Annotated in this window: 20 protein-coding genes; 15 read left to right on the forward strand and 5 right to left on the reverse strand. The window is 63.4% G+C overall.

Annotated features, from left to right (window positions below; translation table 11 throughout):
- Positions 1 to 33: 33 nt before the first annotated feature.
- The 3 genes from xdhB to uraH are packed head-to-tail and all read right to left on the reverse strand — an operon-like array spanning position 34 to position 4,242.
- On the reverse strand, positions 34 to 2,385 hold the full coding sequence (gene xdhB, locus NKI97_RS25330) for a xanthine dehydrogenase molybdopterin binding subunit (RefSeq protein ID WP_352743997.1): 2,352 nt from the start codon (positions 2,383 to 2,385) through the stop codon (positions 34 to 36).
- On the reverse strand, positions 2,385 to 3,866 hold the full coding sequence (gene xdhA, locus NKI97_RS25335) for a xanthine dehydrogenase small subunit (protein WP_352452234.1): 1,482 nt from the start codon (positions 3,864 to 3,866) through the stop codon (positions 2,385 to 2,387). Before xdhA ends, xdhB begins: the two co-directional genes overlap by 1 nt.
- Position 3,867: 1 nt before the next feature.
- Positions 3,868 to 4,242: a hydroxyisourate hydrolase gene (uraH, locus tag NKI97_RS25340; protein WP_352452235.1), complete on the reverse strand. Its 375-nt coding sequence runs from the start codon at positions 4,240 to 4,242 to the stop codon at positions 3,868 to 3,870.
- Positions 4,243 to 4,415: 173 nt separating this feature from the next.
- Here uraH and puuE point away from each other — a divergent pair, with 173 nt between their 5' ends.
- The 13 genes from puuE (at position 4,416) to NKI97_RS25405 (ending at position 18,887) form a co-directional block, all read left to right on the forward strand.
- A complete protein-coding gene (gene puuE, locus NKI97_RS25345; protein WP_352452236.1) occupies positions 4,416 to 5,849 on the forward strand; it encodes an allantoinase PuuE in 1,434 nt (477 codons plus the stop codon).
- Positions 5,850 to 5,912: 63 nt separating this feature from the next.
- Entirely contained in the window at positions 5,913 to 6,761 is an 849-nt protein-coding gene (locus NKI97_RS25350; RefSeq protein ID WP_023676221.1) for a bifunctional allantoicase/(S)-ureidoglycine aminohydrolase, read from the forward strand.
- The gene (locus NKI97_RS25355; RefSeq protein ID WP_352452237.1) at positions 6,758 to 7,261 is read left to right on the forward strand and encodes an ureidoglycolate lyase; all 504 of its coding nucleotides are present in this window, start codon (positions 6,758 to 6,760) and stop codon (positions 7,259 to 7,261) included. Before NKI97_RS25350 ends, NKI97_RS25355 begins: the two co-directional genes overlap by 4 nt.
- Positions 7,261 to 7,854, forward strand: a complete 594-nt coding sequence (locus NKI97_RS25360) for a nucleoside deaminase (protein ID WP_352743999.1) — start codon at positions 7,261 to 7,263, stop codon at positions 7,852 to 7,854. Before NKI97_RS25355 ends, NKI97_RS25360 begins: the two co-directional genes overlap by 1 nt.
- 85 nt (positions 7,855 to 7,939) lie before the next feature.
- On the forward strand, positions 7,940 to 9,922 hold the full coding sequence (locus NKI97_RS25365; RefSeq protein ID WP_352452239.1) for a CocE/NonD family hydrolase: 1,983 nt from the start codon (positions 7,940 to 7,942) through the stop codon (positions 9,920 to 9,922).
- Positions 9,923 to 10,076: 154 nt separating this feature from the next.
- Positions 10,077 to 11,663, forward strand: a complete 1,587-nt coding sequence (locus tag NKI97_RS25370; RefSeq protein ID WP_023676219.1) for an ABC transporter substrate-binding protein — start codon at positions 10,077 to 10,079, stop codon at positions 11,661 to 11,663.
- A gap of 16 nt (positions 11,664 to 11,679) precedes the next feature.
- Positions 11,680 to 12,639 (forward strand): ABC transporter permease, encoded by a 960-nt coding sequence (locus tag NKI97_RS25375; protein ID WP_352837171.1) that lies wholly within the window; start codon positions 11,680 to 11,682, stop codon positions 12,637 to 12,639.
- Between the two features lie 11 nt (positions 12,640 to 12,650).
- Positions 12,651 to 13,478, forward strand: coding sequence for an ABC transporter permease (locus NKI97_RS25380; protein WP_352452240.1), 828 nt, complete (start codon positions 12,651 to 12,653; stop codon positions 13,476 to 13,478).
- Positions 13,478 to 15,163, forward strand: a complete 1,686-nt coding sequence (locus NKI97_RS25385) for an ABC transporter ATP-binding protein (protein ID WP_352837174.1) — start codon at positions 13,478 to 13,480, stop codon at positions 15,161 to 15,163. The genes NKI97_RS25380 and NKI97_RS25385 overlap by 1 nt, the downstream gene beginning before the upstream one ends.
- 93 nt (positions 15,164 to 15,256) lie before the next feature.
- On the forward strand, positions 15,257 to 16,096 hold the full coding sequence (locus tag NKI97_RS25390; RefSeq protein WP_352837177.1) for an alkaline phosphatase family protein: 840 nt from the start codon (positions 15,257 to 15,259) through the stop codon (positions 16,094 to 16,096).
- Positions 16,097 to 16,229: 133 nt separating this feature from the next.
- Positions 16,230 to 16,793, forward strand: coding sequence for a sigma-70 family RNA polymerase sigma factor (locus NKI97_RS25395; RefSeq protein WP_352452243.1), 564 nt, complete (start codon positions 16,230 to 16,232; stop codon positions 16,791 to 16,793).
- Positions 16,790 to 17,458, forward strand: coding sequence for an anti-sigma factor (locus NKI97_RS25400; RefSeq protein WP_352837180.1), 669 nt, complete (start codon positions 16,790 to 16,792; stop codon positions 17,456 to 17,458). The genes NKI97_RS25395 and NKI97_RS25400 overlap by 4 nt, the downstream gene beginning before the upstream one ends.
- Positions 17,448 to 18,887 carry a S8 family serine peptidase gene (locus NKI97_RS25405; protein WP_352837183.1) on the forward strand — a complete coding sequence of 480 codons (1,440 nt, stop codon included), beginning with the start codon at positions 17,448 to 17,450 and terminating at the stop codon, positions 18,885 to 18,887. The genes NKI97_RS25400 and NKI97_RS25405 overlap by 11 nt, the downstream gene beginning before the upstream one ends.
- Before the next feature lie 5 nt (positions 18,888 to 18,892).
- On the opposite strand, the gene NKI97_RS25410 is transcribed toward NKI97_RS25405, so the two are convergent.
- Entirely contained in the window at positions 18,893 to 19,387 is a 495-nt protein-coding gene (locus tag NKI97_RS25410; protein WP_352837186.1) for a DUF8737 domain-containing protein, read from the reverse strand.
- An 81-nt stretch (positions 19,388 to 19,468) separates the two neighbouring features.
- Here NKI97_RS25410 and NKI97_RS25415 point away from each other — a divergent pair, with 81 nt between their 5' ends.
- Positions 19,469 to 20,377 carry a LysR family transcriptional regulator gene (locus tag NKI97_RS25415; RefSeq protein ID WP_352469841.1) on the forward strand — a complete coding sequence of 303 codons (909 nt, stop codon included), beginning with the start codon at positions 19,469 to 19,471 and terminating at the stop codon, positions 20,375 to 20,377.
- 72 nt (positions 20,378 to 20,449) lie between these two features.
- On the opposite strand, the gene NKI97_RS25420 is transcribed toward NKI97_RS25415, so the two are convergent.
- Positions 20,450 to 21,472, reverse strand: coding sequence for a substrate-binding domain-containing protein (locus NKI97_RS25420; protein WP_352837189.1), 1,023 nt, complete (start codon positions 21,470 to 21,472; stop codon positions 20,450 to 20,452).
- Between the two features lie 362 nt (positions 21,473 to 21,834).
- Here NKI97_RS25420 and NKI97_RS25425 point away from each other — a divergent pair, with 362 nt between their 5' ends.
- A complete protein-coding gene (locus NKI97_RS25425) occupies positions 21,835 to 23,190 on the forward strand; it encodes an ABC transporter substrate-binding protein (RefSeq protein WP_352452249.1) in 1,356 nt (451 codons plus the stop codon).
- The last annotated feature ends 83 nt before the right edge of the window (positions 23,191 to 23,273 follow it).

The following is a 23,273-nucleotide window of genomic DNA, read 5'->3' on the forward strand; positions in this document are numbered from 1 at the left end:
GTTTTTCGGCCTGAATTGCACGTTTTCCGGGATTCAAGTGCCGGTTTTGGCTTCCCGCTTCAGCCGTTCGATCGCCATCAGCACACGCTCCGGCGTGGCCGGCGGGTCGAGGCGCGGGCAGATCTTGTGGCTGGCAACGCTCGCAACTGCGTCCGACAGCGCATGCAGCACCGACATTGCGAGCGGAAAGGGCGGCTCGCCGACCGCCTTGGAGCGGTGCACCGTCGGCTCGCCTGCTTGCGCCCAGTCGGCCAAAGTCACATTAAAAATCTTCGGCCGGTCCGACGCGAGCGGGATCTTGTAGGTCGATGGCGCATGGGTGCGCAGCCGCCCCTTGTCGTCCCACCACAGTTCCTCCGTCGTCAGCCAGCCCATGCCCTGGATGAAGCCGCCCTCGATCTGGCCGAGGTCGATGGCGCGGTTCAGCGAGCGGCCGGTTTCGTGCAGGATGTCGGTGCGCTCGACGACATATTCGCCGGTCAGCGTATCGACCGAGACTTCCGAGCACGCGGCGCCATAGGCGAAATAGTAGAAGGGATGGCCCTCGCCCTTGTCGCGGTCCCAATGGATTTTCGGCGTCTTGTAGAAACCCGCCGCCGAAAGCTGGATGCGCGCCATATAGGCCTGCCTGACGAGATCGGCGAAGGCGATCTCCTGGTTTCCGATGCGCACGCGGTTGGGCAAGAACAGCACCTGGTCGCGCGGCACCTGGTATCTCTCGACGGCGAAATTGATCAACCGGTCCTTGATCTGGCGGGCGGCATTCTGCGCCGCCATGCCGTTGAGATCGGAGCCGGAAGACGCGGCGGTGGCCGAGGTGTTCGGCACCTTGCCGGTCGTCGTCGCGGTGATCTTGACCTGATCGAGGTCGATCTGGAACTCTTCCGCCACGACCTGCGCCACCTTGACATAGAGGCCCTGCCCCATCTCGGTGCCGCCGTGGTTCAGATGCACCGAACCGTCGGTATAGACATGCACCAGCGCGCCGGCCTGGTTGTAGTGGGTGGCGGTGAACGAGATGCCGAACTTGACTGGCGTCAGCGCCAGTCCGCGCTTGATGAAGCGGCTGTTGGCATTGAAAGCATCGATGGTGCGGCGGCGCCTCGCATAGTCGGAACTCGCCTCCAGCTCGGCGACGATGCGGTGGATGATGTTGTCCTCGACCGTCTGGTGATAGGGCGTGATGTTGCGGTCGCTGGTGCCGTAGAAATTCTTCTTGCGGATTTCGAGCGGGTCCTTGCCGACGGCAAACGCGACTTCGTCGATGACGCGCTCGGCGCCGACCATGCCTTGCGGGCCGCCGAAGCCGCGAAAGGCAGTGTTCGATACCGTGTTGGTGTAGAGCGGCGCCGATTGCGCGTGCACCGCCGGCCAGAAATAGGTGTTGTCGCAATGGAACAGCGCGCGGTCAGTGACCGGGCCGGACAGGTCGGCCGAGAAGCCGCAGCGCGCCGCGAACATGAAATCTACGCCCAGAATATTGCCCTGGTCGTCGAAGCCGACCTCGTAGTCGACGAGGAAATCGTGGCGTTTGCCGGTGGCAATCATGTCGTCGTCGCGGTCGGGCCGGATTTTCACGGCCCGATGATGTTTCTTCGCGGCAATAGCCGCCAATGCCGCAAACTGATTGCCTTGCGTTTCCTTACCGCCGAAAGCGCCGCCCATCCGGCGGATTTCCACCGTCACCGCATGGCTCGGAACACCGAGCGCATGGCTGACCATGTGCTGGATTTCGCTCGGGTGCTGGGTCGAGGAATAGATGGTGACGTCGTGGTCCTCGCCGGGGATGGCCAAGGCGATATGGCCTTCGAGATAGAAATGCTCCTGGCCGCCTATGCGCATTTTTCCCTTCAGCCGGCGCGGCGCCGCCTTGATCGCAGCCGCTGCATCACCGCGCTTCAGCGTCAGCGGCGGCGTGACCAGCTTATCTTTCCGGGGATCGAGCTCACCGACATCGGCGACGAACGGCAATTCCTTGTATTCGACCTTGGCCAGCGTCGTTGCACGGCGCGCCTGCTCGCGGGTTTCGGCAATGACGCAGAAGATCGGTTGGCCAAAGAATTGCACCTTGCCGTCGGCCAGCACCGGCTCGTCGTGACGGCCGGTCGGCGAAATGTCGTTCTCGCCTGGCACGTCGCTCGCCGTCAGCACGTCGATGACGCCGGGTGCGGCGCGCACCGCCGAAAGGTCCATGCTGGTGATGGTGGCATGCGTCGCCGTCGAAAGCCCAAGGCAGCCGTGCAGCGTGCCGGCCGGTTCCGGCATGTCGTCGATATAGACGGCCGTGCCACTGACATGCTTGTGCGCGGAATCATGGCGCTGGTCGGTGGCGACGCCGCCGGCGATTTTTTGCGCCTTCAGATTGGGGGTGGCGTGCTTGTTCATCATGCCGCCTCGTGCCGTGATACCTGGATCGGCGCCCGGGTGCCGGTGGTTTCGGCAAAGAAGCGCAGCAGCAGGTTGCGCGCCGCCAGCGCCCGGTATTCGGCGCTTGCCCGCATGTCGGTCAGCGGCGTGAAATCGTCGGCATACGCGGCCATCGCCGCCTCGACCGTCGCTTCCGTCCAGGGCTTGCCAAGCAATGCCTTTTCGACGCCAAAGGCTCGCTTCGGCGTTGCCGCCATGCCGCCATAGGCGATACGCACATCCGCCACCGTGCCATGCTCGGCGAGCTTCAGGAAAAACGCGCCTAGCGCTGCTGTGATGTCTTCGTCGCGGCGCTTGGAGATTTTGTAGACGGCAAATTTCGTCTCGCTGCCTGGCACCGGAACATGCACGGCCTCCACGAATTCGCCGGGCTGCCGGTCCTGCTTGCCATAGGCGATGAAAAACTCCTCGAGCGGGATCGTTCGACGCTTGTCGCCACGGCGCAGCGTCAGGCGGGCACCGAGTGCGATCAGCGGCGGCGGCGTGTCGCCGATCGGCGAACCGTTGGCGATATTGCCGCCGATGGTGCCCATGTTGCGCACCTGATCGCCGCCGATTCGATCGAACAGCGGGCCGAGCGCCGGGATGCGTTTCGCCAGCGTCGAGAAGGCTTCGCTATAGGTGACACCGGCGCCGATCGAGACGACGCCCTTGTCCTCGGAAATCCCGCACAGACCATCGAGATTGCCGATGAAAACCGCCGGCGCAATATCGCGCATGTGCTTGGTCACCCAAAGGCCGACATCGGTCGAACCCGCGACGATAGTGGCGCCCGGCTCCTTGACCAGCACGCTGGCCAGATCGTCGGCATTGGCCGGCACGATCAGCCGCTTGTTGCCGGAGCCGATCTCAATGCGCGAACCGTCCTTCATCGCTTCGAGCTTGGTCGTGACTGCCTTGCGCTCCGCCGCCAACGGATCCTTTGTCGCCTTGCCGTAGCTGGAGATGGCACGTGCGGCGCGCATGATCGCCTCGTAGCCGGTGCAGCGGCAGAGATTGCCTTGCAGCGCCTTTTCGATGGCGGCGTCCGACGGCTCCGGCGCCCGCATCCACAGAGCATAAAGCGACATGACGAAACCCGGCGTGCAGAAGCCGCATTGCGAGCCGTGGAAATCGACCATCGCCTGCTGCACGGGATGCAGTTTTCCTGCGTCGCCGCGCAGATGCTCGACGGTCACGACATGCGTGCCGTCTAGCGAGCCAAGTAAGCGGATGCAGGCATTGACGCTTTCATAGACCAGTGTTCCACCGGAGAGCCTGCCGACCAGCACCGTGCAAGCGCCACAGTCGCCCTCGGCGCAACCTTCCTTGGTGCCGCGCAGCGAGCGGTCGAGCCGCAGCCAATCGAGCAGGGTCTGGTCGGGTGCAACCGTGCTGAGCGCGACGTCCTCGCCATTGAGGATGAAGCGGATTTCATTGCGTGTCTTGATTCCGGCCATCTCAGCTTCCCCGGTAAGTCGAATAGCCGTACGGGGACAGAAGCAGTGGCACATGATAGTGCACCGGCTCGGCCATACCGAAGCGGATCGGCACATGGTCGATGAAGGCCGGTTCCGCCAGATTTGTCCCTTGCCGGCGCAGATAATCGCCGGCCGCAAAGACCAGCTCGTATTCGCCGGTACGGAATTCCGCGCCGGCAAGCAGCGGAGCATCGCAACGGCCGTCATCATTGGTGACGACCGTTTTCAGATGCGTCCGGGCCTGACCGTCAAGATGATAGAGCTCGATCGACAGACCGGCCGCCGGTTTGCCGGCCGCAGTGTCGAGGACGTGGGTCGTCAGGCGCCCGCCTTCGGCTTTCGACGTTTCCGCCACTGGCTGCTCCATTCCCTGCACAGTCGAACACTATTCATGAATTGTGCGCCAATTAAAGGCGATGCATAAGTCCCGGTCGAGCGAAGCGCGACAAAAACACTTTCAAAAATTTCGGGGGAATGCGCAGGCACTCCTTTCGACTATCCTGATCACAATTTCCGGCAGGAGCGACAATGCGTTACGAACGAGACATGCGCGGCTACGGAGCCAATGCGCCGGATCCGAAATGGCCCGGAGGCGCCCATGTCGCGGTGCAGTTCGTCGTCAATTACGAGGAAGGCGGCGAGAACTGCGTCCTCCACGGCGACAAGGCTTCGGAAGCTTTCCTGTCTGAGATCGTCGGCGCCGCGCCCTGGCCCGGCCAGCGCCACTGGAACATGGAATCGATCTACGAATACGGCGCCCGCGCCGGCTTCTGGCGATTGCTGCGCCTGTTCAGCCAGGCACAAGTGCCGGTCACCTGTTACGGCGTCGCCACGGCCCTGGCGCGTTCGCCCGACCAGGTCGCGGCGATGCAGGAGGCCGGCTGGGAGATCGCTTCGCACGGGCTGAAATGGATCGACTACCGCGACCATCCCCCGGAAGACGAGCGCCGCGACATGGAGGCGGCGATCCGGCTGCATTATGAGGTCACAGGGGCGCGGCCGACCGGCTGGTACACCGGCCGCACCTCGATCAACACGGTGCGGCTGGCGGCGGAAGAGGGCGGCTTCGACTATGTGTCAGACACCTATGACGACGAGCTACCCTACTGGTTCGAGCATGTGGCACCGGACGGGTCGGCGAAGCCGCAGCTGGTCATCCCCTATACGCTCGACGCCAACGACATGCGCTTTGCCACGCCGCAAGGCTTCAACTCGGGCGACCAGTTCTTTGCCTATCTCAGGGATAGTTTCGATACGCTCTATGCCGAGGGCAAGGCAGGACGGCCGCGCATGATGAACATCGGCCTGCACTGCCGCCTCGTCGGCCGGCCGGGCCGGGTCGCGGCACTGAAGCGCTTCATCGACTACGTCAAATCACACGACAAGGTCTGGCTGGCACGGCGCATCGACATCGCAAAACATTGGCAGGAGACGCATCCGTTCCGGTTGCCGGCGCTGCGCCCGTCGAAAATGGAATTCGAGGCCTTCGTCCATACATTTGGCGGCGTGTTCGAGCATTCGCCGTGGATTGCCGAGCGCGCTTATGAGCTGGAGCTCGGCCCGGCGCATGACAGTGCCGGCGGCCTGCACAATGCGCTCTGCCGCGTCTTTCGCGCGGCAAGCGAGGCCGAGCGGCTTTCCGTGCTCAATGCCCACCCCGACCTTGCCGGAAAACTGGCGCAGAGCAAGCGGCTGACGGCGGAATCGTCGAGGGAACAGGCTTCGGCCGGCCTCGACGCGCTGACCGACAAGGAGCGCGAGCTGTTCGCAAAACTCAATGCCGCCTACGTCACCAGTTTCGGTTTCCCCTTCATTATTGCGGTGAAAGGCAAGACCAAGGCGGAGATCCTGGCCGAGTTCGAGGCGCGTATTGGCAACAGCCACGATGTCGAATTCGAAACCGCCTGCAGACAGGTCGAGCGCATCGCGCTGCTTCGTCTCAAGGACATGCTTCCGCAATAGGCTTTGGCTGCCGCGATAGGCCCTGGCTTCCGCAACAGGCTTGAATTTATGGATATGATGAAAATGGCCGAGCGAACCTATTATGCGCCGCAGGGCGGACATCCCGGCCAGAGCGAATTGCTGACCGGCCGCGCTGTGTTCACACAGGCCTATGCCGTCATCCCCAAGGGCGTGATGCAGGACATCGTCACCAGCGCCTTGCCGTTCTGGGATGGGACACGCGTCTGGGTGCTGTCGCGGCCGCTGTCGGGTTTTGCCGAGACGTTTTCGCAATATATCGTCGAGCTCGCGCCTGGCGGCGGCAGCGACCACCCTGAGCTTGACGCCGCCGCCGAAGGTGCGCTGTTCGTGGTCGAAGGCGAGTTAAGCGTTTCGCTTGCCGGCAAGAAACATAGCTTAAGGCCGGGCGGCTTTGCCTTCCTGCCGCCGGCGAGTGGGTGGACGGTGCACAATGAAAGCGGCGCCGCCGTCCGCTTCCACTGGATTCGCAAGACTTATGATGCAGTCGACGGCATCGAGCCGCCGCAAGCGTTCTTCGTCAACGAACAGGACATCGCGCCGACGCCGATGCCGGGTACCGAAGGCCGATGGGCAACCACGCGCTTCGTCGATCCGGCCGACATGCGCCACGACATGCATGTCACCATCGTCACGCTCGAGCCGGGCGCGGTCATTCCTTTCGCCGAGACGCATGTCATGGAGCACGGGCTCTATGTGCTGGAGGGCAAGGCGGTCTATCGTCTCAACCAGGATTGGGTCGAGGTCGAGGCTGGCGATTATATGTGGCTGCGCGCCTTCTGCCCGCAGGCTTGTTATGCCGGCGGGCCAGGCAAATTCCGCTATCTCCTCTACAAGGACGTCAACCGCCACGCCAAGCTTGGCAGCGCCGGCGTCGCGAGACCCACACCATGACCCGCATCGTCGCGCGGCCGCTGACCCGCGAGAATTTCGCCGAATTCGGCGACGTCATCGATATGGGCGGCGACAACCATTATCCGATCAATGGCGGCAAGGCCGAGCGCTACGATGACCTCGCCACCGCGGAAGCACGAGGGCCGAATGCGCGCGTGCTGATCTCGATGGTGCGTGGCACGCCCTATGAGCTGCCGTTGAAGCTGACCATGGTGGAGCGCCATCCGTTCGGCAGCCAGGCCTTCATCCCGCTGTCACCACGGCCGTTCCTGGTCGTCGTCTGCCATGATGGCGAGGAAGGACCTGGCGAGCCGCACGCCTTCATCACCGCGCCCGGGCAAGGCGTCAACTACCCGCGCAATCTGTGGCACGGCGTGCTGACGCCGATCGGCGATGTCCAGGATTTTGTGGTCGTCGACCGCGGCGGCGACGGCTCCAATCTCGAAGAGTGCCATTTCTCGCACGCCTACGAGATCGATCTTCCCGACGGGATTAGATGATGACCGACATTTCGCTGATCGATCGCCTGCTCGACGTCATCGAGCACGACATCGTGCCGAAGACCGTCGAAGGCGTTGCGGACGGCAACAAGTTGTTCGGCGCGGCCATTCTGCGCAAGGACGACCGCTCGCTGGTGCTTGCCGAAACCAACAACGAGACCGAAAACCCGCTCTGGCACGGCGAGGTGCATTGCCTGAAGCGCTTCTACGAAATGCCTAAAGCCGAACGCGTCGATACCAAGGAGGCTATCTTCCTCTCCAGCCACGAGCCCTGCTCGCTCTGCCTGTCGGCGATCACCTGGACCGGCTTCGACAATTTCTTCTATCTGTTCAGCCACGAGGACTCGCGCGACAGCTTCGACATCCCGCACGATCTGAAGATTCTGAAAGAGGTCTTCACCCTCGATCCCGGCGGCTACAATGCCGAGAATGCCTATTGGAAGAGCTTTTCGATCCGCAAATTGGTGCGCTCGCTGCCCGACCCCGAGCGCGGTCGGCTGGAAGCGCGCATCCACACAATATCAGCGCGCTATGACGAATTGTCCGCCGCCTATCAAGCAAGCAAGGCCGAAAACGACATACCGCTGAATTGACGCGGATTGACCAGCCGAATTCGTTGACTGGCCCATGACGCGCTCTCACGGGCTCCATCATCTGGCGCTCCTGGAGTTCGCCCGCATGAAAATCGTCACTGAATTCCCACGAAAGATCGTCGAATTTCCGGATATAGGGATCATCATGCCGGACGGCTGCCGGCTGTCGGCGCGGGTGTGGATGCCGGCCGATGCTGCCGACGATCCGGTGCCGGCGATCCTCGAGCACCTGCCCTACCGCAAGCGCGACGGCACGATCTATCGCGATCAGCTGACGCATCCCTATTTCGCAGGCCACGGCTACGCCTCGATCCGCGTCGACATGCGCGGCAATGGCGATTCCGAAGGGCTGATGGACGATGAATATTCCGAGCAGGAACTGCAGGACGCCTGCGACGTCATCGCCTGGGCGGCGGCGCAGCCCTGGTGCAACGGCAATGTCGGCATGATGGGCATTTCCTGGGGCGGCTTCAACTGCCTGCAGGTAGCAGCCAAGCAGCCGGCAGCGCTGAAGGCGGTCATCAGTCTCTGTTCGACGGTCGACCGCTATGCCGACGACATTCACTACAAGGGCGGCTGCCTGCTGATCGAGAATTTTGGCTGGGCCTCGACCATGCTGTCCTATTCGTCGCGGCCGCCGGATCCGTTGCTGGCCGGCGACAACAGATGGCGCGACCTGTGGCTGACCCGGCTGGAGAACCAGCCCTTTCTGGCGCCGCTATGGCTGAAACACCAGCATCGCGACGCCTATTGGAAGCGCGGCTCGATCTGTGAAGACTATTCGGCGATCCATGCCGCGGTGCTGTCGATCGGCGGCTGGCATGACGGCTATCGCAATACGATTTCCCATCTCGCCGCCAACATCCAGGCGCCGGTCAAGGGCATCGTCGGCCCGTGGATCCACAAATACCCGCATTACGCCGCGCCCGAACCGCGCATCGGCTTCCTGCAGGAGGCCTTGCGCTGGTGGGACCGCTGGCTGAAGGACATCGACACCGGCGTCGAGGCCGACCCCGCCTACCGCGCCTATGTCATGGACAGCGTGCGTCCGGCGCGCTGGCATCCCGAGCGGCCGGGCCGCTGGGTCGCTGAATCGGAATGGCCGTCACCTAACATCAAGACGCAAGAGGTTGAGCTTATCGCTGAAGGCAACCACGCTATCGTCGCTTCGCCGCAAAGCTGCGGCCTCGCCGGCGGCGAATATTTCCCCTTCACCTTCGGCCCGGAACTGCCGGGTGACCAGCGCCCCGACGATGCGCTGTCGGTGTGCTTCGACCAGCCGGTGCTGACCGAAACGGTCGACATTGTCGGTGCTCCCGAAGTTGTGGTCAGGGTCTCGTCGGACCGGCGCCAGGCGAACATCGCGGTTCGGCTGTGCGACGTCCACCCGGACGGCGCGTCGGAACTCATCTCCTACGGCGTGCTCAACCTGACGCATCGCAACTCGCACGAATTTCCCGAAGCGCTGGTGCCCGGCGAAACCGTCAGCGCCCGGGTGGTGCTCGACCAATGCGCCTATCGCGTGCCGGCCGGCCACCGCTTGCGCGTTGCCGTTTCGAACGCCTATTGGCCGATGATCTGGCCGTCGCCGGAGCCGGTCCGGCTCGAATTGTCGGCCGCGACATTGATGCTGCCGCTGCGCCCGCCGGCGACAGGCGACGAGGTCACCTTCCCCGCTCCCGAAAGCGCCACGCCCTGGGCAACCGAAACGGTCCGCGCCGCCAATTCCGAGCGTCATGTCGATCGCGACGAAAAGACCGGAATGACCACGCTTTCCATCGTGGACGATTTTGGTGAGGTGCGCGACCTGGAGCATGGCCTCGCCAATGGCAGCGTCGCCAGAGAGACATGGGCGATCCATCCCGACAATCCGCTGTCAGCCTCGGGCAAGGCGCATTGGACCCAGACGCTGTCGCGAAATGGATGGTCGGTGCGCACCGAAACCTTCGCCGAAATGCGCTCCGACGCGCAAAGCTTCGTGGTTAGCGCCAGAATTGAAGCCTATGAAGGCGAGAAACTCGTCTTCGAGCGCAACTTCGAGGAGAAAATCCCGCGCGCACTGCTTTGAGCGCTTATAGCGATTGGTCCAATTGCGACGCACGATTTACGCCACGGCATGTCGCATTCGGTCTTGCTTACCGCTTTCCCTTACGGTCATTATTCTCCCGATAGAAATGAGAAAAACGACCATAAGGTCGGACCAACAGAGTGAGGAACTCAACATGTCAAACGAACTGGAATATCTGAGCCGGCGCGTTGCGTCCGGCAAGCTGAGCCGTCGCGATTTTCTCGGCCGGGCAGCAGCGCTTGGCGTCACCGCAACCATCGCCAATTCGCTGCTATCCAGCGCTTCCCGCGCGGCGGGTCCGGTCAAGGGCGGCACGCTCAAGGCCGGCCTGGTCGGTGGCGAGTCCACCAACAGCCTCGATCCGGCGCTGTTTATGACGCAGGTGCCGTTCGCCTTCGGCAAGATGTGGGGCGAACTGATCGTCGAACTGTCTCCCGAAGGCAAGCTCGAGAACCGCATCGCCGAAGAGATCGGCTCGTCGGACGACGCCAAGACCTGGACGCTGAAGATCCGCGATGGCGTCGAGTTCCACAACGGCAAGAAGGTGACCGCAGAGGACGTGGCCGCCACCCTCGAACGCCATTCGGACGAGAAGTCAAAGTCCGGTGCGCTCGGTTACATGAAAGGCATCGAGAGCATCAAGGCCAGCGGCAAGGAAGTGGTGCTGACGCTGAAGGAGCCGAATGCCGACCTGCCCTACCTGCTTAGCGACTATCACCTGATCATTCAGCCGAATGGCGGCAAGGACAAGGCCGATGCCGGCATCTCGGCGGGTCCTTACAAGGTCACCACCAACGAGCCCGGCGTGCGCCATGGCGGCGAGCGCTTCGCCAATTATTGGCAGGGCGACAAGATGGGCCATGCCGACCAGATAGAGATCATCGTCATCAACGACGCCACGGCGCGTACGGCCGCCCTGCAGGGCGGCCAGGTCCACATGATCAACCGCGTCGAGCCGAAGATCGTCGATCTGATCAAGCGCGTGCCCGGTGTCACCATCCGCAACCATTCGGGACCCGGCCACTACGTCTTCATCATGCACTGCAACACCGCGCCGTTCGACAACAACGATTTGCGGATGGCGTTGAAGCTGGCGATCGACCGCGAGGAGATGCTGAACAAGGTGCTGCGTGGCTATGGCTCGCTCGGCAACGACTTCCCGATCAATGCATCGTACCCGCTATTCACCGAGATCGAGCAGCGCAAATACGATCCCGACAAGGCCAAGTTCCACTACAAGAAGTCGGGCCATGACGGTGCCGTCCTGCTCCGGACGTCGGACGTCGCCTTCCCCGGTGCCGTCGATGCTGCACAGCTGTTCCAGCAGAGTGCTGCCAAGGCCGGCATCACGCTGGAGATCAAGCGCGAGCCGGGCGACGGCTATTGGTCGGAAGTCTGGAACAAGCAGCCCTTCTGCGCCTCCTACTGGGGCGGCCGGTCGACGCAGGACCAGATGTACTCGACTGCCTATCTGTCGACGGCCGACTGGAACGACACACGGTTCAAGCGTCCGGATTTCGACAAGATGGTGCTGGCGGCTCGCGCCGAGCTCGACGAGGCCAAGCGCAAGGCAATGTACCACGACATGGCTGTGATGGTGCGCGACGAGGGCGGCCTGATCCTGCCGATGTTCAATCAGTTTATCGACGCGACGGGCGCCAAGGTTGCCGGGTGGGTGGATGATCCGCATCAGGAGTTGATGAACGGATATGCTCTGGCGAAGTGCTGGCTCGAAGCCTGAGCCCGGCCTTGCGGATATGTCCTCACCCATCGTGAAACTGGTGGCCCAGCGCATTGCGCTGGGCATTCTGCTGCTGTTGGCCGTTTCGGTCCTGATCTTCGCCGGCACCCAGATCCTGCCCGGCGACGTCGCGCAAGCCATCCTAGGACAGTCGGCGACACCGGAGTCGCTCGCCAATCTGCGCGAGCAGCTCGGCCTCAATGATCCCGCTTACATCCGTTATTTTCGCTGGCTCGGCGGCATTCTGACCGGTGATCTCGGCACGGCGATGTCGAGCGGTCAGGATATCGCAACCTCTATCAAGGGAAGGCTGTGGAACACGCTGTTCCTCGCCTTCTGGGCGGCGGTCGTCGCGGTGCCGCTGGCGATCATCCTCGGGCTGATCGCGGTGCGCTACCGCAATGGCTGGGTCGACAAGCTGATCTCGGGAATGGCGCTGGCCTCGACGTCCTTCCCGGAATTCTTCGTCGGCTATGTGCTCGTCTTTTTCTTCGCGGTGCAACATCAATGGTTTCCCGCCATTTCCACTGTCTATGACGGGATGCCTTTCGGCGAACGCATTCAGGCCATCGCACTGCCGGCGGCGGCGCTGACCCTGGTGGTGCTAGCCCATATGATGCGCATGACGCGCGCCGCGATCCTCAATGTCATGCAGTCGGCCTATGTCGAAACCGCCGAACTCAAGGGGCTTTCGGCCTTCGCGGTCATCCGCAGGCATGCCTTCCCCAATGCCATTGCGCCGATCATCAACGTCGTCATGCTCAATCTCGCTTACCTGATCGTCGGCGTCGTCGTGGTCGAAGTTATCTTTGTCTATCCAGGCATGGGCCAATACCTCGTCGACCACGTCACCAAGCGTGACGTGCCGGTGGTGCAGGCGGTCGGGCTGATCTTCGCCGCCGTCTACATCAGCCTGAACATCATCGCGGACATAGCGGCGATCATCGCCAATCCGCGCCTCAGACATCCGAAATGAGGGGGGCGGGTATGCTCGTCATCAAACGCATCCCCATCCCGGCATTGGTCGGCATCGTGCTGACGGCGCTGTTCGTGCTGGCAGCAATTTTTGCGCCGTGGATCGCGCCGCATGGCAATGCCGAGATCGTCAGCGACGTCCCTTGGGAACCGATGTCCGCGGCGCATTGGCTGGGCACCGACAATCTCGGCCGCGATCTGTTGTCGCGCATGATCTACGGCGCCCGCATCACCCTGTTCATCGCGGTGCTGGCGACCGCGCTGTCCTTCTCGCTCGGCGCCATCCTCGGCTTTTCGGCAGCGGTTTTCGGCGGCTGGTTCGACACGCTTCTGTCGCGTCTCGTCGATCTCCTGATGTCGATCCCGACACTGATCATGGCCCTTGTCGTGCTGTCGGTGCTGCCATCCAATCTCGTGACACTGATCCTGGTCATGGGCATTCTGGACTCGACCCGCGTCTACCGCCTGTCGAGGGCGGTCGCCGTCGACATCAACGTCATGGATTATGTCGAGGCGGCCAAGCTGCGCGGCGAAGGCAGCGGCTGGATCATCTTCCGGGAAATCCTGCCCAATGCGCTGTCGCCGCTGGTTTCGGAACTCGGCCTGCGCTTCATCTATGCCGTACTGTTCCTGTCGACGCTGTCCTTCCTCGGGCTTGGCGTGCAGCCGCCGGACGCCGATTGGGGCGGCATGGTCAAGGAAAACAAGGATGGCATCGTCTTCGGCATAGGCGCCGCCCTCATTCCGGCGGCGGCGATCGCAGCGCTGGCGATTTCCGTCAATCTCGTCGCCGACTGGGTGCTCAACCGCACGACAAGCCTGAAGGGAGGACGCGGGTAATGGCTGACAAGCAACCGAAGCCCGGGCAACCGAAGCCCGGGCAACCGAAGTCCGGCGTGCTGCTCGACATCCGCAATCTGCGCATCGAGGCCACGGTATATCCGCCGGGTGAGGCGCCGAAGAACATCGTGCTGGTGCACGATGTCTCGCTGACGCTCGAAAAGGGCAAGGTGCTCGGATTGATCGGCGAGTCCGGCGCCGGCAAATCGACCATCGGCCTGTCGTCGATGGGCTACGGCCGCGGCGGCGTGCGCATCACCGGCGGCGAGGTCATCCTCAATGGCCGCGACATCTTGAAGGGCGGCAACGAAGGGTTTCGCAAATTGCGCGGCCGCGAGGTCTGCTATGTCGCGCAATCGGCGGCAGCCGCCTTCAATCCGGCGCACAGGCTGATGGACCAGGTGGTCGAGGCAGCACTCCTGCACGGCACGGCGACGCGGGCCGAAGCCGAAAAGCGCGCCGTGGCGCTGTTCAAGAAGCTCAGCCTGCCGAATCCCGAAAGCATCGGCGAGCGCTTCCCCCACCAGGTGTCGGGCGGTCAGCTGCAGCGCGTCATGACGGCAATGGCGCTGTGCTCGGAACCCGACCTGATCGTCTTCGACGAGCCGACCACGGCGCTCGACGTGACGACGCAGATCGACGTCCTGGCGGCGATCAAGGATGCCATCCGCGACACGCATGTCGCGGCGCTCTACATCACTCACGACCTTGCCGTCGTCGCCCAGGTCTCGGACGAGATCATGGTGCTGCGCCACGGCCGGCTGGTCGAATGGGGCGGCACCCGCCAGATCATCAAGGAGCCGCGCCAGGAATACACCAACGCGCTGGTTTCGGTGCATGAGATCGAACACCAGGAGCAGCAGCCTGGCACGAGCCCGTTCCTGTCGGTCAAGAACATCACCGCCGCCTATGGCCGCAGTCACATCAAGGTGCTGAAGAACGTCTCGGTCGATATTTTCCCCGGCCAGACGCTGGCGGTGGTCGGCGAGTCCGGCTCCGGCAAATCGACACTGGCGCGCGCCATCACCGGCCTCTTGCCGCCCGAACAAGGCGCCGTCACCTTCGACGGACGGCCGCTCGCCAACCGGCTTGCCGACCGGCCGAAGGAGGATCTTCGCCAACTGCAGATGATCTACCAGATGGCCGACGTGGCGATGAACCCGCGCCAGACGGTCGGAACCATCATCGGCCGGCCGCTGGAATTCTATTTTGGGATGCGCGGGCGCGAGCGCGACAAACGCGTCGCCGAGCTGCTCGACAAGATCGAAATGGGCAAAGGCTATGTCGACCGCTATCCGGCCGAGCTTTCGGGCGGCCAGAAGCAGCGCGTCTGCATCGCCCGTTCGCTCGCCGCCAAGCCGAAGCTGATCATCTGCGACGAGGTGACCTCGGCGCTCGATCCGCTGGTCGCCCACGGCATACTGGAGCTGCTCCTCGGGCTGCAGAAAGAGGAAAACGTCGCCTATCTGTTCATCACCCACGACCTGGCCACGGTCAAGTCGATCGCCGATTCGATCGCCGTGATGTATCGCGGCGAAGTGGTGCGCTACGGGGCCAAGAGCAAGGTGCTGACGCCGCCCTTCGATGCCTACACCGATCTTTTGCTATCGTCGGTGCCCGAAATGGAGATCGGCTGGCTGGAAAAGGCGATCAAGGGACGGCGCATGGCCAGCGCGGGGAACTAGCGGGTCGCCCTTTGCGCCCGACGATCCTGTCCGGGCGTGGATTGAACGGCAGGCCCGCCCTGACTTTTCCGATTAAGCCGCATGGAGGCGCCCTTGGCGCTCAACACAAAACTATTGCTCATCATCCTCGACGGCGTGCCTTACCGGAACTGGCGACGGCTGATGGGCAATCTCGAAGGCTGGGTGCAATCAGGCGAAGCCCGCGTATGGAAAATGCGCTCCGTGCTGCCGTCGACTTCGGCATCCTGCTATGCCTCGATCCACACCGGCGTGCCGCCCCAAGTGCACGGTATCCTGTCGAACGAGAACCGGTTTCGCGTCGAACAGCCGGACATCTTTTCCGAAGTCAGCAGGGCCGGCGGCAAGACCGGTGCGGTCACCCACTCCTACTGGTCCGAATTCTTCCGGGCCTATCCGTTCGACCTGGTCGAGGACATGGAGTTCGATCAGCCGGGCAGGCCGATCAGCCATGGCCGGTTCCATACCATGACCGGCTACAATGCCAGGAACCAGATGACGCCGAGCGACGTCGACCTGTTCGCGACGTTGACCATGCTGACCAGGCGCTACGGCATCGATTACGGCATCCTGCACAGCTGTACTCTGGACTCGATGGGCCACCGCTTCGGCCATGACTGCCACGAGATGGATCATGCCGTCTATGCAATGGACGCCATGCTCGCCGGCTTTCTGCCGCGCTGGCGGGAAGCCGGCTACGAGGTGATCGTCACCGCCGATCATGGCCAGACCGATCGTGGCCATCATGGCGGCCACGACGAGGAGATGCAGGATTTCGCACTTTACTACTTCGGATCCGGCGAGGGTCCGGAAGCCAATACGCTGCTCGATCAGCTGCAGCTCGCGCCGACGGTGCTTGCGCGCCTCGGCGTGCCGGTGCCGGCGACGATGAAGGCAGAGCCGTTCCTGAGTTGAGCGCGCGCCCTCTTCTCCCTCTGGCAACGCTCCCGCTCTTCAGTTAGCCTCCGCAAATATACGGGCGGATGCGGTGAACCTTTTTGGGCCGATCAGCGACAGAGCAGGCAGGAGCCAGGCGGCTCGACCGGCGATGACGGCCGCGGAGACCGATCGCGCGCTTGTCGAGCGGGTCGCGAAAGGCGACCGTGCCGCCGTGCGGCTCCTGTTCATGCGCCACCACGCGCGGGTCTACCGCTTCGTGGCACGCCAGACGGGATCGGAACTGATGGCCGACGATATCGCGAACGAGGTGTTCCTCGAACTCTGGCGGCAGGCACCGGCCTTCGAGGGGCGCTCGGAGGTCTCGACATGGCTGCTCGGCATTGCCCGCTTCAAGGCGCTGTCCCTGCTGCGCAAGAAGAAGGAAGACTGGATCGACGACGATGACGCGGCCCAGGTCGCCGACGGCGCCGACACGCCGGAAGTCGTGACGATGAAGGAAGACAAGGCCGCCGCCTTGCGACGCTTTATCGATGCCATGCCGGAAGAGCACCGCACGGTGATCGACCTTGCCTATTATCACGGGCAATCGGTGAGCGAGATCGGCGAGGTACTCGGCATCCCGGTCGCAACGGTCAAGACTAGGATGTTCTACGCCCGCAAGAAACTCGGCGAAGCCCTCAAGGCCGCCGGTTACGACAGGGGGTGGCCATGAGCGCCGCTGAAAAAATGTCACGCCGCGACGAAATGGAAATGCTGCTGCCGTTTTATCTGAACGGCTCGCTGGAGGGCACCGAGCTCGAAGCCATCGAGGAATGGCTGGCGAGCGATCCGGCGGCGATGGCCGCACTGGGCGAGGCCGAGGCCGAATTCTCCGGCACCGCTGCCGCAAATGAGGCAATCCGCCCGCCGGCCGATGCGCTCAGCCGCTTTGCCAAGGCGCTCGACGCCGAGGCCGGCCCGTCCCGAGCGCCTGCGGCATCGTCCTGGCTGGCGCAAGCCTGGAGCCGCTTCATGGCGGTGCCGGTCGGCGTCGCCTGGGCCGCGGCCGCGGTGCTGCTGGCTCTGGTCGTCGTGCAGTCTTTTGTGCAGACCGGCAACAGCGGTGGCGACTTCGAGATTGCCGGATCGGAAGACGATCTGGCCAAAATGCCGTTTGCACTTGTGAAGTTCAAACCGGCTGCGAAGCTGTCCGACATCATCGCTTTTCTCGACCAGAACCAATTGAAGATCGCCGGCGGGCCGACCGCCGACGGCGTCTTCCGCCTCGGCGTTCCGGCCAAGACCGCCGCCGACTATCAGAAGCTGCTTGGCCTTATTGCCGCCCAGCCTTTCACCGAAGCTGCGCTGGAGGGAAGGAAACCGGCTGATGGCGGCTGAGGCGGTCATTCGATTGACGGCGGCGATGACAATCTTCGCCGCGTCCGCAATGGCGCAGACCAATGACCCGAACCTCACCCAGGCTGAGATCGACTGCCTGAACCGGGGAAGTGCTGCCAACGCCGACTGCGCCAAGGATGGCGGCGGCGTGAAGGATGGCGGCAAAGCGCCGGCTCATGGAACAACGGGCGCGGTGTTTCTTCCGGGTTTGATTGTCGACCTGTTCCCCAATCCTACCGTAGTCACCGAGGCGCCGATACCTCCTGGCAATACTGCGGCCCCACCCGCCGTCGCGCCGGCAATACAGGCTGCCGCGCCGGGCGGTGCGGTGGTTGCGCCGACCGATCCTGTGGCAACCGAGCCGCCGCGCGCCGTGACCGGCGATTTCGTGCCCGACGAGGTGCTGGTCACCGTCAATGGCGATGCCGGCGCGGTCCAGCAGATCGCGGCCTCGTTCGGCCTCGAGATACGCTCGCAGCGGCAGTCGCGGCTGCTCGGCAACACACTGGTGCGCTTCGGCATTCCCGATGGCCGCCCGGTCGGCGTCGTGCTGGCGCAACTTGCCGCCGACGGCCGTACGTTGCGGCGTGAGGCCAACCATGTCTACTCGCTGCAGCAGGCGGCCAGCATCGTCAATTATGCGTTCGAGCGCATCGCGCTCGATGCCGACAAAGCCAGCGGCGAGAATGTGCGCGTCGGCGTCATCGACACCGGCATCGATGACGGCAATCCGGCGCTCTCCGGCGTCATCGCCGGGCAGTTCGATGCCATGCCCGACGTGCCGATCAAGGCGCGCGACCACGGCACTTCGGTCGATGGACTGATTGCCGGCACCGGCGCGTTCAAAGGCATGGCGCCGGGCGCCAGGATCTATCACGCCCGCGCCTTCGAGGGCGGCAAGTCGACCATGGACGTCATCCTTTCGGCGCTCGACTGGGCGGCGGAGCAGGACGTCCGCATCATCAATATGAGCTTCGTCGGCCCGAAGAACGACCTGCTCGGCATCGCCTGCCGCAATGCGCGTGCGTTTGGCATCGTTCTGGTTGCGGCCGCCGGCAATAACGGACCGAAGGCGCCCTATGGTTATCCGGCCGCCTTCGACGGCGTGATCGCGGTGACGGCCACCGATGCCAAGGACGGGCTGATGCCGCAGGCCAATCGCGGCGCCTACGTCTTCATCTCCGCTCCCGGCGTCGAGATGGTGGCGCCGAGCGGCGCCGGCTCGGACATGGTGACCGGAACTTCCTTTGCAGCGGCGATCGTGACCGGCGCGATCGCCAATCTGTTGCATGCCGCGCCCGACCGCTCCGCCGACTGGGTCGAGAAAGCACTTGCCGCCTCGGCAAAGGATCTCGGCCCCAAGGGGCGCGACAATGATTTCGGCTTTGGGCTGCTGGACACCAAGGCGGCCGAAGCGGCGAAGGAATAGCCCGCTCAGGTCGCGTTTTGCTGAGGACGTAGGAGAAAATAGAATGCGGCGATGTGCGTTATCATCAGCAGCGGTACGTAGATGATCGGGATCGCGTAGGTGGCGCCCAGTTCGCCTGCGCGTGCAGGAAGGCCGATCTGAATGGCGTGGTAATAGTCGACGATGAGGTCGACCGTCCCTGCGACATTGAAGGCGATGACCAACGGCCAGAAGAGCGGGCGTATCCTCAGCGTGAGCAGCGCCAGCATGGCCAGCACGCCAGTCGCGAAATCGCCGTAGGCGGCGAATACGGCGAAATCGGCGGGCAGATTGGGGCTTACGACGCCTGGAACCATGAAGACGAGCCCGAAGAAGCGGAAGCTGTGCAGCGTGGCGATAGCGCGTTGCGCTGCGACCCGGTCCATCGACCTGAGCCACGGCAAACCGTACGCGCCGAAGCAAAGCAGCCACGCGACGTAGCCGAGAACAAGATGGGTTTGGAACACCATTTCCGTGGACATTTGGCCTACTCTCAACAGTTGGTTCACGCGGCTTTAAGCCCGCTACCGCAATTGGACTATCCAGTGTAATCACAACAACCTATGAAGCAGAACTACACAGTCCGACATGGTGCGCTGGAGGGCGTCGAGGCGTTCCTGGCCGTCGCCAGGCGCCGCAACTTCCGCCGTGCCGCCGCCGATCTCGGCGTGACGCCATCCGCCGTGAGCCAAGCGGTGCGCGCGCTGGAAGCTCGCCTGGGCACGGCGCTGTTCGTCCGCACGACGCGGAGCGTTGGTTTAACCGAACCTGGCCAGCGGTTCCTCGATCGTGCCGGCCCGGCATTCGAGGAGCTCGTTGCGGCCGGCGAGGCTGCTCGCGATATCGGCCAGCGGCCGACCGGTCTGCTACGTCTGTCTGTGCCTCGCGCTATCGTGCCGCTGATGTTGGAGCCGGTGCTCGCGTCGTTCTGCCAAGCCTATCCTGAGATCGAACTGGAGATCGCCGTGAGCGACCAGATGGTCGATCTCGCGACCGGCGGGTTCGACGCCGGCATCCGCCTCGGGCAACTCATCGCCGCCGACATGGTCGCGGTGCGGCTGACCCCGCCGTTCTCGTTCGTAGTCGTCGGCAGCCCTGACTATTTTGAGCGCTACGGCCGTCCCGAGCGTGTCGACGACTTGCGCCACCACGCCTGCTTACGCTTGCGCCGCTCGAATGGCGCCATCGCACCCTGGTCGTTCATCGATGGTAACGGTGCAATCGAAGCGATCGTCTCAGGCCCGCTGATTGCGCACGACTATTCGACATTGGTCGGGGCCGCGATGCGGGGCGTCGGGCTGGCGCAGACGCCGCGACCACTCGCCGAAGGTCCGATAGCCGAAGGAAAACTCCAGTCGGTGCTCGACGGCGTCGCCACGACGACGCCGGGTGTTTTCCTTTATCATCCCGGCAAGCGCCAAGTCCTGCCGAAGCTGCGCGCCTTCATCGATCACCTCAAATCCGCGGCCTGAGACCAGGACGCACCCGCTGGTGCTGGCTAACAGCCGCCAAGAGTCGACCTCGGCCGTTCAGAGTGATTGCCTCTAGGCCGGCGCGCCGGCGACCGATCCCCTGACCACCAGGTCGACCGGCCAGACTTCGCCGCGAGTGCCCTCCTCCAGGCCGGAAATCCGCGCCGCCAGCCGTTCGGCGATGCGTGCGCCGGCCAGGCGGATCGACGAACGTGTCGTCGACAGCGGCACCGAAAAATTTTCCGGCTTCAGCCAGGGAAAGACGTCGTCATGGGCGATCAGCGACAGGTCGCCCGGAATGGTCAGGCCGAGATCGCGCACCGCGCGCACCACGCCGAGCGCCATGATCAGGCTGGAGCAGGCGATCGCCGTCGGCGCGTCGCTTTGTTCCAGCAAGCGCCGGGCGGCGCGGTAGCCGTTCTCCTCGGTCATGGTGAGCGAACAGACATGCTGATCACGAAGCACCAGGCCGCTCGCCGCAAGCGCGCGGCGCACGCCGCGCTCGCGATGGATGGCGAAGGTCTCGCGATCGTCGCCATTGATCAGCGCCAGACGCCTATGACCGAGCTGAACGAGTAGCCGCGCCGCCTCGTGGAAGGCGCCCTCATTGTCGATGTCGGTGAACGGATACTCGAAATCGAAGCCTTCGCTGCGGCCATGGACGATGAAAGGAATGCCGAGCGTATTGACCAGCGCCACCCGCCGGTCGGCCGGCCTCGGCGAGGAGATATAGACCGCGTCGACCTGCCGGTTGGCGACAATGCGGCGGTACGTCGTCTCCTGGTCGTCGGCATCGGCCGGTGACAGCACCAGGTCGAGCTCGTGCGAACGCGCATAGTCGCCGAGGCCGGACAGGAACTCGACGAAATGCGGGTCGATGTCGACGGTCGTCCCCGTCGGCAGCACATAGCCGATCATGCCGGTCTTGCCGGTCGCCAGCCGGCGGGCGCTCGGATTGGGGCGATAGCCGTGACGCTTGGCGGCATCGACCACCCGCCGGCGCGTTTCCTCGTTGACCTCCGGGTAGCCGTTCAATGCGCGGCTCACCGTAGTCTGCGAAAGCGCCAGCACATGGGAGAGCTGCTTGAGGTTCACCGGAGGCCTCCAAACCTCAAAGCGCTTTTAATCTGAATCGAGCCGGCCGCTACGAACTGCGCCGCCGAGCGCAATGACCTTACGCACGGTTCGGACCGGTTTGAAGCCGAATTTGCTGCTGCACCGCCAGAAAACTGTGCTGCAGCGCACTTTCGCTGGCACTCGACCGCAGAAATTAAATCGATTAATTTGGCTTTCTCTTGACTCCGGATCAATTCAGTGGCGAGATCAAAATCACCAAAGCGCTTTGGAAGACTCTACGAAAGGTTGCAGTTCCTTTCCGACTGAGTCACAGTCCTGCAGCGCCGGCGGACGGAATGGAGGTTTCGTTCGGTGTTTGTCACCACTGGGAGGGAATACCGATGAAGAAAATGCTTCTGCTGGGCGCTGCGTTTGCCACGCTTGCGCTCGCCATGCCGGCGCAAGCCGAACTGAAGTTCAAGCCGGGCGAAGATCCCCGTTTCAACTGGGCCAACTACGAGGAGCTCAAGAAGGTCGACCTCAAGGGCGAGACGCTGACGATCTTCGGGCCGTGGCGCGGCGAGGACGAAGGGCTTATCCGCACCGTCCTCGATTACTTCTCCGAAGCCACCGGCGCCGAGATCAAGTACTCCTCGTCGGAGAATTACGAGCAGCAGATCGTCATCGACACGCAGGCCGGCAGCCCGCCCAACATTGCCGTGCTGCCGCAGCCGGGCCTGATCCAGGATCTGGCATCGAAGGGGCTTTTGACGCCGCTCGGCGACGACACGGCCAACTGGGTCAAGGACAATTACGGCGCCGGCCAATCCTGGGTCGACCTCGGCACGTTCAAGGACAAGGACGGCAAACCCGGCTTCTTCGCCTTTCCGTATAAGGCCGACGTGAAGTCGCTGGTCTGGTACTCGCCGGACAATTTCGAGGAAGCGGGCTACAAGGTGCCGAAGACGCAGGAAGAGCTTGCCGAGCTCGAAAAGAAGATCATCGCCGACGGCGGCACGCCATGGTGCATCGGGCTTGGTTCGGGCGGCGCCACCGGCTGGCCGGCGACCGACTGGGTCGAAGACATCATGCTGCGCACCCAGACGCCCGAGACCTACGACAAATGGGTTAAGAACGAAATTCCGTTCAACGATCCGGCAGTGGTCAACGCGATCGACATTTTCGGCAAGATCGCGACCGACGACAAGATGGTCGAGGGCGGCGCCAAGGCGGTTGCGGCGACCGATTTCCGTGACAGCCCGAAGGGCCTCTTCTCGGTGCCGCCGAAATGCTATCTGCACCACCAGGCATCGTTCATCCCGACCTTCTTCCCGCAAGGCACCAAGATCGGCGAGGATGCCGACTTCTTCTATTACCCGCCCTACGCCTCCAAGCCCGAGCTCGGCACTCCGGTGCTCGGCGCCGGCACGCTGGCCATGATCACTAAAGATAGCAAGAGTGCCCGCGCGTTCATTGAATTCCTGAAGCTGCCGCTCGCTCATGAGATCTGGATGGCACAGGGCGGCTTCGTGACGCCGTTCAAATCGGTCAACAAGGACGCCTATGCTAGCGACGCGCTGAAGAAGCAGGGCGAGATCCTGGCCAACGCCTCGACCTTCCGCTTCGACGGGTCCGACCTGATGCCGGGCAAGATCGGCGCCGGTGCGTTCTGGACCGGCATGATCGACCTGGTCGGCGGCAAGTCCGCCCAGGACGTCGCCACTGACATCCAGAAAAGCTGGGACGCGATCAAGTAAGCGGCCGGCTTGAGTTCCCAATGTGATGTGGTCCGGGCCTCAAACGGCCCGGACCTTATCCGGTGCTTGGCGTCGCGTCGATT

The sequence above is a fragment of the Mesorhizobium sp. M0296 genome (genome assembly GCF_040321675.1).
GTDB lineage: Bacteria > Pseudomonadota > Alphaproteobacteria > Rhizobiales > Rhizobiaceae > Mesorhizobium.

Bases quoted from the DNA above. Each gene is read 5' to 3' on its own strand.
- xdhB (WP_352743997.1), bottom strand. From the start codon at position 2,385: ATGAACAAGCACGCCACCCCCAATCTGAAGGCGCAAAAAATCGCCGGC.
- xdhA (WP_352452234.1), bottom strand. From the start codon at position 3,866: ATGGCCGGAATCAAGACACGCAATGAAATCCGCTTCATCCTCAATGGC.
- puuE (WP_352452236.1), top strand. From the start codon at position 4,416: ATGCGTTACGAACGAGACATGCGCGGCTACGGAGCCAATGCGCCGGAT.
- NKI97_RS25350 (WP_023676221.1), top strand. From the start codon at position 5,913: ATGGCCGAGCGAACCTATTATGCGCCGCAGGGCGGACATCCCGGCCAG.
- NKI97_RS25355 (WP_352452237.1), top strand. From the start codon at position 6,758: ATGACCCGCATCGTCGCGCGGCCGCTGACCCGCGAGAATTTCGCCGAA.
- NKI97_RS25360 (WP_352743999.1), top strand. From the start codon at position 7,261: ATGACCGACATTTCGCTGATCGATCGCCTGCTCGACGTCATCGAGCAC.
- NKI97_RS25365 (WP_352452239.1), top strand. From the start codon at position 7,940: ATGAAAATCGTCACTGAATTCCCACGAAAGATCGTCGAATTTCCGGAT.
- NKI97_RS25370 (WP_023676219.1), top strand. From the start codon at position 10,077: ATGTCAAACGAACTGGAATATCTGAGCCGGCGCGTTGCGTCCGGCAAG.
- NKI97_RS25375 (WP_352837171.1), top strand. From the start codon at position 11,680: ATGTCCTCACCCATCGTGAAACTGGTGGCCCAGCGCATTGCGCTGGGC.
- NKI97_RS25380 (WP_352452240.1), top strand. From the start codon at position 12,651: ATGCTCGTCATCAAACGCATCCCCATCCCGGCATTGGTCGGCATCGTG.
- NKI97_RS25385 (WP_352837174.1), top strand. From the start codon at position 13,478: ATGGCTGACAAGCAACCGAAGCCCGGGCAACCGAAGCCCGGGCAACCG.
- NKI97_RS25395 (WP_352452243.1), top strand. From the start codon at position 16,230: ATGACGGCCGCGGAGACCGATCGCGCGCTTGTCGAGCGGGTCGCGAAA.
- NKI97_RS25400 (WP_352837180.1), top strand. From the start codon at position 16,790: ATGAGCGCCGCTGAAAAAATGTCACGCCGCGACGAAATGGAAATGCTG.
- NKI97_RS25405 (WP_352837183.1), top strand. From the start codon at position 17,448: ATGGCGGCTGAGGCGGTCATTCGATTGACGGCGGCGATGACAATCTTC.
- NKI97_RS25410 (WP_352837186.1), bottom strand. From the start codon at position 19,387: ATGTCCACGGAAATGGTGTTCCAAACCCATCTTGTTCTCGGCTACGTC.
- NKI97_RS25415 (WP_352469841.1), top strand. From the start codon at position 19,469: ATGAAGCAGAACTACACAGTCCGACATGGTGCGCTGGAGGGCGTCGAG.
- NKI97_RS25425 (WP_352452249.1), top strand. From the start codon at position 21,835: ATGAAGAAAATGCTTCTGCTGGGCGCTGCGTTTGCCACGCTTGCGCTC.